We start from the raw sequence: 15,591 nt of genomic DNA on the forward strand, positions 1-15,591 counted from the left end.
CCCTTGGGTGACGCGGCGGCCAGGCACGGCGCGTCCAGAGCAGGCCGGTGCCTGCCGCCACAGGGGGTCATGGCAGCGTGGGTATGCCCGCCTCCGGCGCGTGCGGCCGTTCGATGGCAAGCAGGCGATCGGGGTGAAGACCCAGTTCCACGATCTCGTCGGCGGCAGGGACATAGACCAGGACGGCAAGTTGCCGACCCCGGGCGGGATGGGTCACAGTCAGGACGTGGTGCTGGTCCGGGCAGCCGGAGAGCGCATAGGCGTCGCCCGGGTTGAGGCCATCGGCACGGCCCTGGAAGGTGTCCAGTTCACAGCGTTGGTCCCACCAGCGGGCGCGTGCCCTCATGTGGGGAAGCGCGGCGGTCCGCCGGTCGCGCTCGGTCCTCCATGCTCGGCGGCAGGGGGCGCATTCGTTGGTGGCCTCGGGGTTCGGTCCGGCCAGCGGCGCGTCGCACAGGCCGGTGCCGGTCGCGGCGCGGCGGCGGTGTCCCGTGACGAGATTGGCGTGGCCTTTGGGTGCCCACAGCAGGTCCTCGTCGCGCGGGCAGGATCCGTCGAAGGACACGCTCACCTCGCCCGCGAGCCGGTGGAAGCGCTCCAGGGCCGCCGCGAGCGCCGAGCAGTTGGCGCACACCCGGCGGGCCGAAGTCGAGCGAGGGCCAAGGGACTTGCCGCAGTAGCCCAGCAGATGGCCGGGGATCGGCAGGTGGGCGGTGGCGCCCTTGCCGGTGCCAGCGGCGGGCCGGAGATCCCGTTCGCCGCCGGGGTGCGGCTGCGTGGTCAGGATCAGCCAAGCGCGTGTACAGCTCTGGCACAAAGAGTGCGTGGTGTTCTCCGCGATCGGTGCGAGATCGGTCGAGTGCGTAGCGCACACCGTCAACGGTTCGGTGCCGATCAGGACGCCGTGGTGAGCGGTCCCGTTCGTGGGAGAGATAGACAGCCGGATCATGGGCAGGGACAAGCAGACCTCCAAGGGTCAGTGTGGGGCGGGTGGGTGACGAAAGGCTCGTCAGAGAAAGTCGAAACGGCCGGGCAGGGCGGCGAGCGTGCGCGCGTCGTCGGCCGCTCTGTCAGCCTCGACGCGGGCGAGCGTGACCGCGCATTCGCCGTACTCGCGCGCGTTCAGCTCTCCGGCCTCGGTGCACTGCCCGTCTTCGATGATGTACCGGGTCACCGTCCGGGCCGGGCCCGAGTCGGTGGGGGCATCGGACACCAGCGACAGCACCGACGACCCGCACCGATTACCCGCATCCTCCAGGGCCCGGTCTACCAGGCGCGTCAGACGGTCAAAGCGCTCCATGCTCACCGGCCCGAGCACAAGGGTGTTGCCGCCCAGGTAGAGGAATTCGGCGAGCACTTCCTGGGCAACCAGCGGCCGGATGACGTGCAGGTAGTGACGTCCCGGCCCGGCCGCCGCAATGGCATTGGCGACCGCGAGTCTTCCAGGGGACAGGTATGAAACCGACAGATCGGTGTCCTTTCGCAGCGGAAGCGACCGCCCGGGGCGACGGGCGGCCGGCATGAGGAGGCGTCGTCGTCAGTCACGGCGCACGACGGTGAGCCGCTCTTGCGCGCCCTCGGGCAGGGTGCGCCGAGGCACGGGGACCGGGGAGGCGAGCGAGGCGGCGAAGGCCGCGACCAGGTCGTGCGGGACGCTGGCGCTGAAGCTGGCGCACCACAGATAGGGTGCGCCCAAAACAGGTTCCGCCCACGCCTGCCAGCCCATCAGATCGGGGCGCGGGTCGGCGTCCTGAATGAGCTTGGGCAGTTCCTCCAGCGACACGCTGGAAGCGAAGCCGGGGTCCGTGGCCGCGGTCGCGGGGCGGTCCACGTCCCGGATCCAGCCCTGTGAGACAAGCGCGGCCATGACCGCCTGAGGCCCGTCGAACCCGATGTCGGGCGCCTCGCGGGCGTCGAGCGCGACGAGGAGGTCGGCAAGCGCCTCATGCGGGACGCCCGTGGTGAAGTAGGCGTTCCACTCCGTCAGGGCGCTCGCGGCATGCGGACGGGCGGACAACTGCCACGCCACGGGCAGTCCGCCGAGTTCAAAGGGGTAGCTGGCGAGGATCCACTCGGCGCCGCGCAGCTCGTCCGGGCTCACGTACAGCAGGGTGTGGCGGGAGGTCGGCCACAGCCGCCAGCCCAGGCCGGTCAGCAGGTCGCCGATCCGCTCGCCGAGCGCGCCGTCGTCGCCGGCCAGGTGACGCGGGGTGACCCAATACACCGCCTCCTGCGGGTCGGGGTGGGCAGGGTCGTGGGGGTCGTGCGGGTGCAGGGGCGCCTCCGTAGGGTCGTTGGTGGTTCAGCTGCCGTCGTCGCGTGGCCCGGTCGCCCTGCGACGGCGGCGTGCGGGAGCCTCGGTCGGCTCGTGCCAGGTGAGTTCGACGGCGACGTCCGGTGGGAGGTGGCCGACCTGCTCGGCGTCCTTGGCCTCGGTGATGAAGACCAGCGGGTCACCGTTCTCGTCCTGGGCAGCGATCACCCCGCCGATACGGTGGGCCATGGGAAAGAGCGGGTTGATGGCGAGCCGGGCCGGCGCGTCGTGATCACAGGCGGACAGAAGGTCGACGAGTTCGCCGACGGTCATCTCGTGCAGATGCGGTTCGTCCACAGCGTTCTCCTCGCGGTAGCGGACAAGGGTGTCCCGAAGCTGGGCAGGGTATGCGGCGCGCAGGGCGCCCGGTGGTGTGGCGTCGGCCCCGCTGTTCAGAGCGGCTGGGAGGTGGCGAGGACCTGTGCCACGGCAGCGGCGACGATGGCCGCCGGAGTCTCGGTGTCGAACGACATCCGGTACCCGCGGACCTTCGCGGTACCGGTGACCGCGATCACCCAGCCCTCACCGTCGGTGCCGCGACGACCCGTCGGAAACCACCCGAGGTAGAACCGCCCGTCCTTGCTGTTCACATGGACATCGGCGCGGTCATCCACGACCAGCTTGAAATCGGCGTCCGTGAACTGGTCGATCACCAGCGTCGGCTGGCCCGGCCCGAGCTTCCAGGAACGCAGCCTCAGGGCCTCGACAGTCGCGGCAAATCCGGGCTGGGCAACCTCCACGGTCACCGGCATCACCTCTCTGACCTGGCACTTTTCCTGGAAGGCGTTCACGTTGACATGCCCCAGGAGCGTTGGCCAGTCCTTCTGCGATCTTTCCTGTCTGCCCCAGGCGAACTGTTGTTCCTTGCCATCCAATCGAGGCGCTTGACAGCGAACCCAGTCGTCCGGGGTGCCAGGGGGTGTCGCGGCGCCTGGGGCACACGGTTTCGCCACAGGTGTGTTCCTCACCTCAGGTCGACGACGAGTGCAGACCAAAATCGCGGGCCTTAGTCAGCTACTGGACGAGGTATTCGTGGAGGTTCGGGGGCGTGGGCTGCTGGTCGCACTCGAAGACCACGCCGTACGGCATGCCCGCTCCCTTATTGCTGCCTGGGCATGCCTCAACACTTCGTCGCCATCCGCTTGGCGCAGTCGAGACAGAAGTCGACGGTTTCGTCGAAGCGGTTGTCCAGCAGTCCCCCACAGTGGCAGTAGCCCAACCGGTCGAAGACGGCCGCGCAGCCGAGGCACAGGTGGATCGCGTAGTCCGGTGCCTCCGTGAGGGGGCAGGTGGCCTTGACGAGGGCGGGGGCGGAGCAGGCCGGACACCAGTGAATCGGTGGCGTCTCATTGTCGTGGGGGTCTTTTGCGACGTTGCGGACCATGGCGCCCCAGACGTAGTCCTCGGCGGCTGCCTCGCCGTCCGACCACTGTCGGTAACAGAAGCGGCACGAGATCGGGGCGCCGGCGACCAGGGCGGCCATCCCGCACTCCGGGCAGTGGACCGTGGTATCCGCGCAGGCGTCCAGGGTCTCCCGCAGTCCGGCCATCCGTGTGGCGATCAGCCGGGTGATGGTGTGCAGCCGGTGGCGGATGCCCTCCATACTCGCGTCGACCAGGGCCTGTTCAGCGGTAGGCACATGTGGGCGAAGATGCTCGTTGATGAATGTGAGGAGGAAGTCCAGCACGGTAGCTGTCTGGGCCTCCACGGCGTGAGCCGACTGGGTGAGCCCGTAATGCTGAAGGGCGTTGCGTGTCTTGCCCAGCTTCCTGACCGCTTCGAGTTGCTGCGCATCGAGTTCGAGGCCGACGATGTTCCGTAGGCGTTCCAAGGTCTCGTCGGTGCCACAGCTAAGGAAGTCCCCGCTAGTGAACTTCTGGTGGCTGGCTCTGCCGGGATCCTTTACCACCAGCGTCCAGTGTGCCTGCTGAAGGCGGGCCTTGAGCAGGACTTCCGTGGCGGCCTGGAGGTGGAGGACTGCGTACTTGAGGTCGCGCGGCGTCGGGTGTGAATCTCTGCCGTCGGGTTCCTCGTCGTCGGAGAGGTGGCTAACTACACTGTCGAGGTAGTCCAAGCCGTTGAGAACGGGCGGGAACGCCACCGGGGTTCGCTGCAGCGACGCCGTAACCGGCTCTGGCCTGGGGCTGGGCACAGGGGCCCAAGGGGCGCTCACGCAGCATTCCGTTCAAAGATCTTAATGGCGATGTATCGCGTGCACAGGCGGTCCGGCAACACGGCAGCGAGCTCCCAGGGCATCTCGGTGGGCGGGATCCCATCGGTCATTTGCTCCCCTTGCGCTCTAGTAGGACTCCGTTAGGTCTTCCTGTCGGGCCTGTTCGGGAGCATGTTGGGTGTGTGGACGCACATGAAGTGAACCGTGTACGGGCGGCGTTGGCGTTCTACGTGGCGGATGTGTTCGCGTCGGTACCGCGCAAGGACCAGCGGGCCAAGAGCGACTGCTATCTGCGGGGACTGATGCTTGAGGGCCGCCGTAAGTCGATCCAGGCGATGGCCACGCGGCTGCCGGACGGCAACGAGCAGAACCTGCAGCAGTTCGTGAACCAGTCGACCTGGGATCCGGTGCCGGTGCAGCGGCGGATCTGCGAACGGATGCTGCCGCTGATCGGTCCGGCGGCGTGGGTGATCGACGACGTGTCGGTGCCCAAGGACGGGAGGATGTCGGCCGGGGTGGCCCCGCAGTACTGCGGGGCTCTGGGGAAACGGGCGAACTGCCAGGTCGCGGTCAGCGTCCACGCCGCGAGCGATACCGCCTCCTGCCCGCTGCAGTGGCGGCTGTTCCTGCCCCGGGAATGGGCTGCGGACACCGGCCGCCGGGCCCTCACCCGCGTCCCGCCCGAGGTCACGCACCGCGAGAAGTGGCGCCTGGCCCTGGAGATGCTCGACACACTGGCAGGCTGGGGCATGAACCCACCGGTCGTGGTGGCCGATGCCGCCTACGGAACCAACGCGCACCTGCGGGCCGCCCTTGCCGACCGCCAACTCGCCTACGTCCTGGCCATCCGTTCGGACGTGAGCGCCCACCCCTTCGACGCCGAGCCCGAGGCCCCGGCCCGCAACGGGGATACCGGCTGCTGGCCCCAGCCCCGCTACCGGCACCCCGCGCCCTCGGTGGCAGCCCTTGCCGCCGGCCTTGGGCAGGAGGCGTTCACCTCTGTCACCTGGCGGCTCGGGTCGAGAGGGGAGTTGCGCTCCCGCTTCGCCGCCGTGCGCGTGCGGCCCGCGGGCAAGGCCGTCGAGCGTCCCATCAGGGCTGCGGCCTCAGCTGAACAGGGGTGGTGGGACGGGATCCTGCCCGACTGTTGGCTGCTGGTCGAGTGGCCCGCCGATGCCGAAGCGCCTACCGACTACTGGCTGTCCAACCTGCCGGACGACACCCCGATCGCCGACCTGGTGCGTCTGGCCAAGGTCCGCTGGCGCATCGAGCACGACTACCGCGAACTCAAGCACGGCCTGGGACTTGACCACTTCGAGGGCCGTTCCTGGCCTGGCTGGCACCACCATGTCACCCTCGTGACCGCCGCCCACGCCTTCCTCACCGAACAGCGCCTGGCCCCAAAAGTCCTCGCACCGGTCTCACCCTCTACCAAGTCCTTGACACCCTCCAGGACGTCCTGAGGTGCTGGACCGGCATCTGCACCACCTGTCACCAACCCCTACCCGCCAGGACACACACGACGCCAAGATCAAGACAGACCTAACGGAGTCCTACTAGGACCATCCTGCCGAAGTCGCTACAGGCGTCGGTTGCCTGGCGTGTCTGATTCCAGCTGAGGAGAGGGTATCCGGGATCAGACGGCTACTTGGCTCGGTCCTGGGCTGCCTGTGGCACCTTTGCCAGCTCACCTAGATGATCAATTCCAAGGGGTGCCTGCGGAGGGTGTGGGGGTGGGCGGTCAGGCGTCTGGGTCGACTTCGGGGTGCGTGAACCGTACAGGCTTGCCCAGCGACCGGGCGTAGGCGATTTCGGCTCGGGTGCTGTCCCCGATGTAGTCGCCGACTACGAGCACCTCATCAGCGAGCCGGATCTTCGCCCGATGCAGATCGTCGAGTCGAACCTTCAGCGCCTCGGCGACAGAATCGGACCAAAGTTCGTGCGGCGACTGCATGTCGCAACCCGGTTTGACGACAATCTTTCCGGCTTTAGTCTCACGCAGATCGGCCTCGGTCATCTCGGTCATGAAACGGGTGGAGCCGCAGATCACAACGATACGCGGGAGGCTCAGTTGCTTCTTGGCGTCGGCGAGTTTCTCCTCGGGGGTGAGCCGTTGCGGGTATGACACTGGTTCCTCCTGGTGGTGTGGTCCAAGGGGTGCCTGCGGAGACGAGAACAAGGTCCTTTGGCTCCGCAAGCCCATTTGTCAGAAAGGATCTAGCGGAAGGCCCACCAGATACCGCCCGGGGCGCGTTTGTTCGACCTGCCCTCTCAGGGAGGAGAGATAAATGCAGTCGGGACGGCCTGCGAAGACGTAGAACAGCGACTCAGGGACGTAGCCAGGCCTGCGGAACCAGTTGCGTACGCGGTCGCCGAGGCCCTGCTCGTCGGCGATCTCGCCCAGGACACGTTCGGTGTCCTCGTAGACGTGCGGTCGACGGATCTGGCCACTAGCCCGGCTACTCATGAACTCGACGATCACAGGTTGGCCGTTGATGGTGGTTCTGGTGGCCCACGCCTTGAGGTTGGGGCTTCCGTCGAGGATGTCGTTGACCGCGTTCGACGTCTGCACGTGATGCCATAGATCAAGGATGGTCGTGAACTGCCCGGGCTTCGTGATCTCTTCGGCGAGGTACACCAGGAACCGGCACATCAGCAGGGCGTTGCGTGTGACCTCGACCGGAACTTGCGTTCCCAGTACCGCAAGGGCGCCTTCTCGCAGCAAGAGATCGGTGATGGCCACGGCCCCGGAGCCGCGGGGTGCGACGTGGCAGGCGCTGAGCATCACCACAGGTGGCACGCGGTCGAGGCCGAGGTCCAGGTGTGATTCGTCGCCGATGACGAGCGCGGCCATGTTGCCGACCATCGTTCCGTGCGCGCTGATGACGAGGATGTCGGGGCGATGTTCGGCCACGGACTGCTGAAGGGCTTCGAGGGTCAGGGTCTCGGCCTGGATGATGGTGAGTGTGGCCGCTTTGGGTGCGGTGGTATCGCGGGCCACATTCCATCCTTCTCGCGAAATCCGTCCCACCGGATCGCTGAGGGGAATGCACTCGGCGACCAGAACTTTGATGGTGTGGTTCAGGCTGATGGCCGGCGCGGCGGAGACCTGTTGCTGCACCATCCTGGTCAGAGGTTCCAACGGCCGGTAGGCCACAGGCAGACGTGCGCACAGCGGGGCGCTGTCCCCGGGCATGGTCAACAGCCCAAGAGGAAAGCCGGAGAACACCGTCAGGTGCGAGGCGCGCTGGATCGCGGCCGTCAGTTCCTTGCTCCACAGCGCCTGGGCAGCGTCGTTGAGCCGGGCGAGCAGGCGTCTCACGGCAGCGCTGCTGTGCGGAGTGAGGAAATGCCGTTCGAGTTCGGCAAGGATGACGAAGGCGTCCGGGGGCACGGTGGGCAGCATGAGGCCCAGCCCACCGCTCGCGACTGCCTGGTGTGTCACCGCGAACTCGATGGCGGCTCGTTCGACCATGTGATCAGGGCGTTCGTGGAGTGTGACAGACCATGTGTCGTCCGGGTTGACGGCGGGCTGGGGTCCCGTCCGGCGCCAGAGTTCGCCGTCGTAGGCGTTGCGGGCATAGGCCGGAGCGGGACCGGGCAAGCCCAGCGCAACCGGTACCCGTAGTCGGGCTGCTTCTTCCCTGACTGTCTGGGGGTAGCGGCGGCCAGCGTCGCTGTAGGAAGCCCCCTCCTGTTCCAGGCGGGCGATGGCGGCCAAGCGCGTCTTACCGTGGAGCGCCTGCGCGAACGCCGCACTCACGCTCGTGTCCTGGACGGTCAACTCCGCCGTAGGCCATCCCATCTGCCGGGCCAGCCTGCGGTGAGGCAAGGTTAGCGGGGCCAGGTCCAAGCGGCGAGTGAGGGAAACGTCACCGGTCGGTGCCGGCAGGTCTGGGATGAAGTGGTCGTGAATGGAATGCCAGTGAGCGGCGAGGGTGCCGTCGGAAAGCTGCGAGTAGGGGGTCGTAGGCAGCACGAATCCCAGCACCGACGCCCGCTGCCGGGCCTCGTCCAGCAACTCGTCCGGGCAAACGGTGACAACGGGATGATGATGTTGCAGGTGCTGGCCGAGCAGATCCTCGTCGAACATGTCGATCGGCAACAACAAGATGTTGTGGTCAAGGCGCAGGCTCTGGAGTGCCTTCAACTTCCACGCATCGACATCGACGAGATCCCAGAGCGAGGCGGGTAGGTGCAGGCAGTACCAGAGCCCAGGCAGCGCAGTGGCCACTGTTTTGGCCAGGCCGTGCGGAGCAGTCGACTCCGCAGCATCTGGCCGCTCCCACACGACAGGAACATAGGGCGCCTTGTCCTGAGCGCGGCCCTCCATGGCCCCCGGAGTGAACAGGACCGCGTACAGCGGGGGCATTTCCAAGGGTGACGACATGGCCAGAGAACCTCGCTGCTGCACGCGATCGGTGACCCGCCCAACCTACTGTGCACGACCCTGCCTTGACGTGGACTCCAGCAACGACCCTTGCGCCTCGCACCGTCCTGAGTGAGCCGGAGGCTGGCCTGCACCCGGAGGCCAGCGCCCGGCAAGTGCAGTGGATGTACGAGCGGGTCGCGCAGGGCTGTCAGTTCTGACTCGCGACGCACAGCATGGCCCTCGCGTCGATGTCGTGGGCTCGGATCATCCGTTTCCGCCAAGAGGAACCCCCGTAGGTCGAGCTCGCCGCAACCGCCCCGGCGAAGCATCGGTAGCCGCTGCTTGGCACTCCACCTTCTGGCTCTGCGGGTCTGCTGCACGTCCGGCGAGGCGCCGATGCTGCGGTCGAGTGCTTGAAACCCTGACCTGCCGAGATGCCGTGCTCAGAACGGCCATGTGAAGCCCTAAGCGAAAGCCCCCGAAATCCGCGAGGGAATTCGGGGGCTGTGGCGGCTGCCGACGGGGCTATATCAGCTCCGTGCGGGGCCGTCGCTGTCGTCGTCGACTCGGCGGCGGCGCGCCGCGAAGACGGCGCCCGCGCCGGCAGCGAGGAGGATGCCAGCGCCGCCGAGCAGCCATGGGGTGGCGTCAGCACCGGTATGGGCGAGCGTGCCCTCGGGGGCGGGGGACGCCGTGCTCGACGGGGTCTCGGCGACGACCGCGGCGTCGGACGGCGCGGAAGTGCTGTCGCCCTGGTCCGGGGTCGGCTTGTCCGACGTGGACTCGTCGGTGGTCGGCTTGCCGGACGGCTTCTCGGAGGAGCGGGGCGCCGTGCTGGTGGTCTTGGCGTTGGTGACGGTCACGGTGACCGGACTGCCGGGCTTCGCGGTGAAGCTCATCGAGGGCTTGTAGAGGTCGTATCCGGAGGGTGCCTTGGTCTCCTTGACCCAGAAATGGGTGCCGGTGCGGCTGTTGACGGGCAGCTTCGCGGAGGCGGTGCCGCCTACGCCGGTGGTGAGCGTGAGAACGGTGGTGTCTCCGGTGCCGATGTTGACGGTTGATCCGGGCAGCAGCTTGCCGCTCTTGTTGTCTCTGGCCTTCAGTGTGACCGTGGCGGGCTTGTAGGGGTCGATGATCGTGAGCGGAGTGTCCGCGCCGGGGGTGACGATGACGTCTTGGTCGTCGACAAGGTCGTGCAGCAGGCTGCCGCTGGACACCTCCTTGAGCCGGTAGACCCCCGGCGCCAGGTCCTCGAAGGCCAGTTGGCCGTCGGTGTTGGTCTTCCCGCTGGCCGCCTGCCGGCCTTCGGAGTCGAGCAGGGTGAAAGATGCGCCGGCGAGGACGTCTCCTCCGGGATCCTTCTTCAGGATGGTGACTCCGCCGGTCTCGGCGGTGCTCAGGGGGACAGAGGAGGTGGACGGCGTCGGCTCGGGCGTCTGTGCTGCGGCGGCCGGAGCCAGGGACACGGTGCCGACCACGGCGGCGATGGTGACGGCTGCGGCGGGAAGGAGGCGGGCAGAGCGGGTGTGCAAGAAGGGAACTCTCCTGTGTGGGACGCGGGCAGGACTCCCCGCCGGTTGAAGTGGCGAAGCCGGTCAGCGGGTACGGCGCGGAGGCTGGACTGGGGGGCAGCCGGGCCCGGAGGGGTTCGTGCCGGGCTGTGCGAAGGGGCATTGATCGCGTAGCGGCGGGCGGCAGCCCGGACGAGGTTCTGCTGGTCGTCGATTGGCAGCGACTCGATGCGGGCCAGTCCCTGGGCGAGGGAGATGCCGAAGGGTGAGCCCACGGGCAGGTCGGCGGCTTTGACGATCTGGGTGGCGGCCTCGGCTTCGACGAGGATGCCGTACTCGGCAGGGATATTGAGCAGGTCGGCAGCGTGGTAGCGGGCGCCGTCGATCGCCTCGGTCAAGGTGAAGTCGTCGTCCAGGACGCCCTCAACCAGGTCGAGCATGGTGAGCGTGGCCCAGTGGAGTTGGGCGCGGAAGGCCGGGTCTGTGAGCCAGAAGCCCTGCGGCCCCGAAGGAGAGTGGGCCTCGTGCTCGTCCGTGTGGGGGGCCTCGGGCTGCGGTCGGCGCCGAAGGGCCAGCCAGCGGGACGGGGGCATGTGTCTCCGGGTTCGGTGGGAATGTCAGCGGGTTCGGGCTGCTGGGCTGTGCGGGGCGGTTGGGACCTTGCGCGCTGTGCGGGCTGTCGGCCGGGCACGGGGCGACGTCGCCCATGCTCCGGGGAACCAGATGTTCGTGTACTGCTCGATCGCGGAGCGCAGGCCGGCGACTTCCGCGCCGTGCCAGGGCGGCTGTCGGTTGTGGTGACGCAGGTCGAGGATGCGGGCGTAGCCGCTGAAGCCGGGCCGAACGTCACGTGCGGCGTCGCGTCGGGTGAAGGTGCCGTGCTCGTCGAAAGTCAGGACCACGGCGTCGAGATCCCCCTTCTCTGGATGGACCACGGCAAGGCGGAGGCCGCCGTACTCGTTCTCGCGGATGGTGGGCGAGAAGTCGATCCGCAGCCGGAGCGGGGAGTTCGGCAGCGGGGTGGCGTAGTACGTGTTGCCGACGACCGCGCCCTCGGTGAACGGGAGGGTGAGGTGCTCGGTGAAGAACTGCTGAGCGTGCAGGGACAAGGATCAAACGCCTTCTGACGTGTGGGCCGGGAGGAGGGGGCCTGGTTCAGCGGCGAGGGCCGGCAGGAGCTGCGGCAACGGTGGTGGTGCTCCAGCGCGGGACGCTCCGGGTGCCAAGGGCCGGCGGCCTGCGGGCGGCGGCGCGCTGGACGTCGAGGGGCGTGGGAACTGGGGGTGCGGGTGGTGTGACGGGGGTGAGCTGGGCGGACTCGCGCAGCCGGGAGAGCATCGAGTCCTTCCAGCGCGGCAGCGGTGCCGGGTCGGAGACGCTCTGAGTGATGGCCTTGACCAGGGCGGTCGGAGTCTGGGTGGTGGCGGTGGCGTACCAGCGGGCATGGCCACTCTTCGGACCTCCCCACAGGTGCCAGCGAGCCTCCAGGGTGGTGAGTTCCTTCTCCGGGTCGAGGCGGCCGGTGGTGTATTCGAGGGTGGCCAGCCCGTCGGGGGGCTGGAGTTCCATCACGCCCCAGCGCGGGTGCTGGAACTGCCAGCCGTTCTTGATCAGCGGGACGACGGCATCGAAGGCGCCGAGTTCGGGGTCCTTGAGGTCGGGCGGGGCAAGGTAGATATCGGGGCCGGCGGTATACGCGTGGGCGAGGGCGGTGGTGAAGGCGGTGACGAACTCCGTGGGGGCCGCGTCGTTGAAACTGACGCCCCATGCGGGCGGGCCGAAGCGGTCGCGGTAGGCGTTGATCCGCCACAGCCCGTCGTCGTCTCCTTCTGGCAGGTACCCGAGTCGGACGCGGTGGTCGGGTGCACTGACGAAGACATTGCCGAGGTCGTCGTGACGGAGGTCGAAGCCGAGCGCGAGGAGGGGCTTCAGCGCGGGGTCTCCGGTGTAGGTGCTGCCGGCGAGGTAGCGGGGGGAGACGTAGACGTCGCCGTCGATCTCTTCGGTGTCGGGCACGAAGGTCCTGGGGGTCGAGGTGGTGGTATCAAGCAGTGGATGGGCGGGATCAGCGGCTGGCGCCCCGCCGAGCCGCCGACGGACAGAACACGGCGGTCGGGTCGGCGGGAAGCAACTGCTCCTCCAGGTCGGCGGGTTGGCCGGTGTAGTGCAGGGCGCGCAGACCCAGTTCGGCGGCGGCCTGGCAGTTGTCCGCGCGGTCGTCGATGAACAGCACGCGTGCGGGATCGGCGATACCGGTGGCTGCGAGGGCGTGTTCGTAGACAGCCCGGTCGGGCTTGCACAGGCCCAGACGGGCGGAGTACAGGGCGTCGGTCATCAGTTCGCGCCGCCAGTCGGTGGCATCGAGAACGTCACTCAGGAAATGCGGGGCGTTGGAGAGCAGCACCATGGGCAGGGCAGTGGCGCGGGCGCGGCGCAGGATGTCGAGGACGCGTTCGTCGGTGCGGATCCACATGGCGGTGTCGGCGGCGCGCAGGGTCCGCAGCCACCGCGGGCCGGGGTGGTGGCCCAGGACCTTGGACCAGTAGGCGAGATCGCTGAGCTCTCCGGCGTCGTAAGCGTTCCGGGGGGCCCAGCAGGCGTCCTGAAATGAGTCGAGTTGCCTGTTGGGCCACTCGGCGATGTCGGCGAGGCGGGTCCACATGAGGCTGGTGGGCTGCTTACCGATGACGCCGTTGTAGTCGATGATCAAGGCGTCCACGCCGGTCGGCGTGAGGGAGGTAGTAGTCAAGGGGCGGGGTTCTCCAAGGCTTTGCGGGACAGGGCGGCGACGGCGGCTGCGAGGAGGGCGGGCAGCAGCAGCGCGTGGGGCAGGGCGGTGAGGGTGGCGAGGGCGCCGATGAGGGCGGGGCCGACGAGCAGTCCGGCGTAGCCGGTGACCGAGACGGTGGCGACGGCGCCGGGGCCGCCGCGTCCGGCGGCGGTGATCAGGCTGGGGATGGTGACGGACAGGCCCAGGCCCAGTGCCGCCCAGCCGGCCAGGGCCGCCGGGACGGTGGCCAGGGCCAGGCCAGCTGTGAGCCCGGCCGCGGCAAAGACGGCCCCGATGCGTACGACCATCGGGGCGCCGAAGTGGGCGATGAGGCGGTCCCCGGCGAGCCTTCCGGCGACCATAGACGCGCTGTAGAGGGCGAACGCGGAGGCGCTGACCGCCGTCGAGGCATCCAGGCTGTGCAGGTGCACGGCCGCCCAGTCGGCTGCGGCCCCCTCCCCCAGGAGACACGCTGCCGCCAGTGCCCCCAGCAGCCACAAGCGCGCCCGGGGCAAGCCCGGCGAGTCCTTCGGGTCCGGCGAACGCCGGGATGTGGCGGGTGTAGTGGGCTCGAGCATGCCGAGGGTGCGGGCCACTGGAGCCATGGCCACAGCAGCCGAGGCGACGGCGAGGCCGGTGACGGCGAACAGCCAGGTGTGGGAGGTGTGGGCGCTGAGAGCGGCGAGTCCGGCCCCGCCGAGCGCGCCCAGGCTGTAGGCGGCGTGCAAGGACGACATGATGAAACGTCCGAGACGGTCCTGGCAGCGGACCGCCGCGGCGTTCAGAGCCACGTCCAGCACACCGTGCGCGATACCGAACACGAACGCCCCCAGAGCGAGGGTGAGCGGCGTGCGACAGACGCCGATCACCGCCAGGGCGGCGGCGAGGCCGACTGCGCCGCTGGTCAGCAGGAGCGGCTCCCGGGCAGGAGCGGCAAGACGCCCGCCGACGTGAAGGCCGATGACCATGCCGACGGCGGCGGCGAGCAGGACCAGGGCGAGACCTGCGGTGCTCAGGTCGGCCGCCTGCTGGACGGCCGGCATCCGCGCGCCCCAGACAGCCATCACGACCCCGAGCGCGGCGAAGCACCCCGTCAGCAGACGGCGGCCGTGGACCGGGGCGTGAGCAGTCGTCGTGCTCACGTGGCCGAGTCCTGTGCGGGGACGGCGGTCGGGTGCGGGGCGACCTGGACAGTGAGGTGGCGGTATGCCTCCTGGGAACGGTCCCGGGCCACGTCGGCGGTCGGGCCGGTGGTGATCAGGAACCCGATGCGGGCGGTGAACAGGTCGCCGTCCGGCGGCAGCATCAGCTGGTCGCCGACGTCGCGGTGGAAGTGGGCCCGCTCCAGCCACGGCGCCTGCTCAGCGAAGCCGTCGGTGAGGTGGCGTGCGGTGAGGGTGCCCGAGTGGGCAGGGTAGATCATGCGGATCGCCGCTGCCCGGCTGTGCGTCCGGGTGAGGTCCGGGGCACGTCCGCAGGCGATGTCCGCCGCCACCCGGGCAAGGTCGACGCCGGTGGCGAGGTGCACGAGGTGACCGATCATGTCCCCGCCGAGGCGGGCGTTGACCTCGATCAACCGGGGGCGGCCGTCGACGAGGCGGAGTTCGACGTGGCTGACGCCGTCGGTGACGCCGAGGGCCTGCACGGCGGCCTGGGCAGTTGGGGCAACAGTGGCCAGCAGCGGGTCGGCGGCGTCGACGGCGTGCGCGATCTCCTCGAAGTACGGCGGGAGTCCTACCGTCTTGCGGGTGACGGCGACCACGGTGGTGGTGCCGTGGTAGGTGACACATTCGACGCTCACCTCCGGACCGTCGAGGTATTCCTCCACCAGCACCTCGGTTCCCTCGGCCCCGAGGCGGGCGGCCTGGGCGGCGAAGGCGTAGGCGTCCGGCAGTTCTTCGGGGGTGTCGACGCGGATCACGCCGGCGCTCCCGGCACGCGCAGCGGGCTTGAGGACGATTGGATAGCCGATGTGCTGTGCGGCGCGGGCCGCCTCCGCAACGGTGCGGACACCGTTCGAGGTTGCCGAGGGCACCGCGTGCCGGGCGAACAGGGCACGGGAGGTGGCCTTGTTGCGGCAGCCCTGCATCACCTCCGGGCCGGGGGTGGGCAGGCCGAGGCGGCGGGCGAGGCGGGCCACGGGCACGAGGTACCACTCGGTCCACGTCATCACCCCGGCCACCGGGTACCGCTCGGTCAGGGCCAGGGCGGCGGCGGTCAGGGCCGCCTGGTCCGTTGGGTCGGCGACCTCCCAGTCCAGAAGGTAGGGGCGTTCCCACGTCGGTTCGGCATCGGTGATCAGGACGACGTCGTAGTGGGCGGCGACGTTCTCAAGGCAGTACGCGCGGTATGCCTCGGCCTCCATGTCAGCGGCGGCGACGATCAGGACGACGGGGCGAAACGGCAACAGAGAGCTCCAAATTGGCGTTGCGGTGAGGGGGTTGGTTTGGT

Annotated in this window: 16 protein-coding genes; 1 reads left to right on the forward strand and 15 read right to left on the reverse strand. The window is 68.9% G+C overall.

Features of this window, described 5'->3' with window-relative positions; all coding sequences use genetic code 11:
• Positions 1 to 67 precede the first annotated feature (67 nt).
• The 6 genes from SGFS_RS09845 to SGFS_RS09870 form a co-directional block, all read right to left on the reverse strand.
• Positions 68 to 961 carry a hypothetical protein gene (locus tag SGFS_RS09845; RefSeq protein ID WP_286249424.1) on the reverse strand — a complete coding sequence of 298 codons (894 nt, stop codon included), beginning with the start codon at positions 959 to 961 and terminating at the stop codon, positions 68 to 70.
• 48 nt (positions 962 to 1,009) lie between these two features.
• Positions 1,010 to 1,522 (reverse strand): hypothetical protein, encoded by a 513-nt coding sequence (locus SGFS_RS09850; RefSeq protein WP_286249425.1) that lies wholly within the window; start codon positions 1,520 to 1,522, stop codon positions 1,010 to 1,012.
• A gap of 15 nt (positions 1,523 to 1,537) precedes the next feature.
• Entirely contained in the window at positions 1,538 to 2,224 is a 687-nt protein-coding gene (locus tag SGFS_RS09855) for an SPDY domain-containing protein (protein WP_286249426.1), read from the reverse strand.
• 78 nt (positions 2,225 to 2,302) lie between these two features.
• A complete protein-coding gene (locus SGFS_RS09860; RefSeq protein ID WP_434026683.1) occupies positions 2,303 to 2,611 on the reverse strand; it encodes a hypothetical protein in 309 nt (102 codons plus the stop codon).
• A 95-nt stretch (positions 2,612 to 2,706) separates the two neighbouring features.
• The gene (locus SGFS_RS09865) at positions 2,707 to 3,066 is read right to left on the reverse strand and encodes an SPDY domain-containing protein (RefSeq protein ID WP_286259867.1); all 360 of its coding nucleotides are present in this window, start codon (positions 3,064 to 3,066) and stop codon (positions 2,707 to 2,709) included.
• A 368-nt stretch (positions 3,067 to 3,434) separates the two neighbouring features.
• The gene (locus SGFS_RS09870) at positions 3,435 to 4,415 is read right to left on the reverse strand and encodes a hypothetical protein (protein ID WP_286249427.1); all 981 of its coding nucleotides are present in this window, start codon (positions 4,413 to 4,415) and stop codon (positions 3,435 to 3,437) included.
• A gap of 254 nt (positions 4,416 to 4,669) precedes the next feature.
• Here SGFS_RS09870 and SGFS_RS09875 point away from each other — a divergent pair, with 254 nt between their 5' ends.
• The gene (locus SGFS_RS09875; RefSeq protein ID WP_286249428.1) at positions 4,670 to 5,950 is read left to right on the forward strand and encodes an IS701 family transposase; all 1,281 of its coding nucleotides are present in this window, start codon (positions 4,670 to 4,672) and stop codon (positions 5,948 to 5,950) included.
• Positions 5,951 to 6,228: 278 nt separating this feature from the next.
• Here the strand turns inward: SGFS_RS09875 and SGFS_RS09880 are convergent, their stop codons facing one another.
• The 9 genes from SGFS_RS09880 to SGFS_RS09920 form a co-directional block, all read right to left on the reverse strand.
• On the reverse strand, positions 6,229 to 6,615 hold the full coding sequence (locus SGFS_RS09880; protein ID WP_286249429.1) for a hypothetical protein: 387 nt from the start codon (positions 6,613 to 6,615) through the stop codon (positions 6,229 to 6,231).
• A gap of 78 nt (positions 6,616 to 6,693) precedes the next feature.
• Entirely contained in the window at positions 6,694 to 8,877 is a 2,184-nt protein-coding gene (locus tag SGFS_RS09885; protein WP_286249430.1) for a CHAT domain-containing protein, read from the reverse strand.
• 512 nt (positions 8,878 to 9,389) lie between these two features.
• Positions 9,390 to 10,337 (reverse strand): SpaA isopeptide-forming pilin-related protein, encoded by a 948-nt coding sequence (locus SGFS_RS09890; RefSeq protein ID WP_286249431.1) that lies wholly within the window; start codon positions 10,335 to 10,337, stop codon positions 9,390 to 9,392.
• Positions 10,256 to 10,963, reverse strand: coding sequence for a hypothetical protein (locus SGFS_RS09895; RefSeq protein WP_286249432.1), 708 nt, complete (start codon positions 10,961 to 10,963; stop codon positions 10,256 to 10,258). The genes SGFS_RS09890 and SGFS_RS09895 overlap by 82 nt, the downstream gene beginning before the upstream one ends.
• A gap of 24 nt (positions 10,964 to 10,987) precedes the next feature.
• Positions 10,988 to 11,479, reverse strand: coding sequence for a hypothetical protein (locus SGFS_RS09900; RefSeq protein ID WP_286249433.1), 492 nt, complete (start codon positions 11,477 to 11,479; stop codon positions 10,988 to 10,990).
• Positions 11,480 to 11,525: 46 nt separating this feature from the next.
• Complete coding sequence (locus SGFS_RS09905; protein ID WP_286249434.1) at positions 11,526 to 12,386, reverse strand: SPDY domain-containing protein; 861 nt, start codon at positions 12,384 to 12,386, stop codon at positions 11,526 to 11,528.
• 49 nt (positions 12,387 to 12,435) lie between these two features.
• A complete protein-coding gene (locus SGFS_RS09910; protein ID WP_286249435.1) occupies positions 12,436 to 13,119 on the reverse strand; it encodes an HAD family hydrolase in 684 nt (227 codons plus the stop codon).
• The gene (locus tag SGFS_RS09915; protein WP_286259868.1) at positions 13,116 to 14,204 is read right to left on the reverse strand and encodes an MFS transporter; all 1,089 of its coding nucleotides are present in this window, start codon (positions 14,202 to 14,204) and stop codon (positions 13,116 to 13,118) included. The genes SGFS_RS09910 and SGFS_RS09915 overlap by 4 nt, the downstream gene beginning before the upstream one ends.
• A gap of 74 nt (positions 14,205 to 14,278) precedes the next feature.
• On the reverse strand, positions 14,279 to 15,505 hold the full coding sequence (locus SGFS_RS09920) for an ATP-grasp domain-containing protein (protein WP_286259869.1): 1,227 nt from the start codon (positions 15,503 to 15,505) through the stop codon (positions 14,279 to 14,281).
• Between the last annotated feature and the right edge of the window lie 86 nt (positions 15,506 to 15,591).

This window comes from Streptomyces graminofaciens, assembly GCF_030294945.1.
Taxonomy (GTDB): domain Bacteria; phylum Actinomycetota; class Actinomycetes; order Streptomycetales; family Streptomycetaceae; genus Streptomyces; species Streptomyces graminofaciens.